This is a genomic window from bacterium, from assembly GCA_009926305.1.
In the GTDB taxonomy this organism is placed as follows: domain Bacteria; phylum Bdellovibrionota_C; class UBA2361; order UBA2361; family RFPC01; genus RFPC01.
Window position 1 is genome coordinate 1 of sequence record RFPC01000220.1, and the last position, 1,440, is coordinate 1,440.

The 1,440-nt window shown below is 47.4% G+C and carries 3 protein-coding genes; all 3 read left to right on the forward strand.

The window, feature by feature from the left end:
- The first annotated feature begins 76 nt into the window (after window positions 1-76).
- Complete coding sequence (locus tag EBR25_13990; protein NBW42081.1) at window positions 77-436, forward strand: MAPEG family protein; 360 nt, start codon at window positions 77-79, stop codon at window positions 434-436.
- 254 nt (window positions 437-690) lie between these two features.
- The gene (locus EBR25_13995) at window positions 691-1,065 is read left to right on the forward strand and encodes a hypothetical protein (GenBank protein ID NBW42082.1); all 375 of its coding nucleotides are present in this window, start codon (window positions 691-693) and stop codon (window positions 1,063-1,065) included.
- Between the two features lie 33 nt (window positions 1,066-1,098).
- A partial coding sequence (locus EBR25_14000; protein ID NBW42083.1) for an enoyl-CoA hydratase/isomerase family protein occupies window positions 1,099-1,440 on the forward strand: 342 nt, incomplete at its 3' end.

The following is a 1,440-nucleotide window of genomic DNA, read 5'->3' on the forward strand; positions in this document are numbered from 1 at the left end:
TGGAGTCTTCTTTGGTTAAATCATTGGGGAGTTTGCTTTTTACGGTCTATGAGAGACTGATTGCTCGGGAGATAGTATGACTGACATTCATCACTTAAAACCCGTCTTGTGGGTGACCTTTGCCTACCTTGTTCTGTATTACGCATTTATGCTCAATGTGTTGAGGGTAAAGCTGAGCGTTGCTGCATCGAGCAAAGCTCAAGGGGTTAAGTTTGATCGATATCAGACGAATGACCCGAGGCTAAGGGCAGCAGACCGTATTCAACTCAATACCTTAGAACATATGCCACCATTTCTGATCCTTCTATGGCTAGACGCAATCATGGGAAGCGTGATGGTGGCAAGTTTCTTGGGCGCTCCGGGGCATACCTCTATTGAAGTTAACGGGAGAGAAGGAAATGTTGATGTAAGAAATCTGATAGGTAAGAAATCTTAAAATCTGAGTCCAGAGAGGCATTTACCTGAGAGGGAGTTGATTTACCCGGTTTGATGGCTGGAGTTGAGAGAGTTGGAGCGATCTTGGGCGACGAATAGTGGAGTTACTGTTGATTGGAAGGCGGAAAGTTCAATTACAGTCGCGCGAGGGAGCAAACTCAGAGGATTTAGTAAATTTTGAATACACTAATGCTGTACCGGCACCTTTACCGGGAATTGTTTGACTTAAGCGGCGTGAGGGAGTGGTAGCTTGATCTGCGGAGGAGCTCTCCAAGGGATCTGGCCCAAGTGTTTACAGAGCCGCTCAATTTCGGATTGGTCCTGAATGACCGAGTTGTAGAAGGAGACTTCGTATACCTTGACCCGCCGTATCCGCCCCTTTCCGCATCAGCTGATTTTACGAGCTATACAGACCAGGACTTTTCGTGGGAAGACCAGGTCAGTCTCAAAGAAGTCTGTGATCAGCTCAATGCACGTGGGGCTCTCTTTCTCCTCTCAAATGCTGGGATTGGTTCTATCCGAGAGCTCTATGAGGGGTACTCGATTGATGAGGTGTCAGCAAAGCGAGCAATAAACTCAAAAGGTGGAAAGCGAGGCGCTGTTCATGAGTTCCTCATCCGGAATTTTTAATACGAAGATAGCGAGCATGGAACGGGGGAAGTCATGGTAGAATACGGGGTAAGCGCTACAGTTGTTGATGGAGTCGGCACAGTTTCTTTCTCGCACCCGAAGGCGAATTCTCTTCCATCTGAGCAGTTACGAGCCCTTTCAGAATCAATAGATCGGTTTAGTAAGGACTCAAAAGTTGGTGTTATCGTCTTACAGAGTGGTGGCGAGAAGGCGTTTTGTGCGGGAGCTTCATTTGATGAGCTGCTTGCTCTTGAGGATGAGGCAGAAGCAGTTGAGTACTTCCTTGGATTCGCGCGAGTTATTTTATCAATGCGTGCTTCAAAGAAGTTCGTTATTGCAAGAGTGCAGGGAAATGCTGTCGGCGGGGCTGTAGGA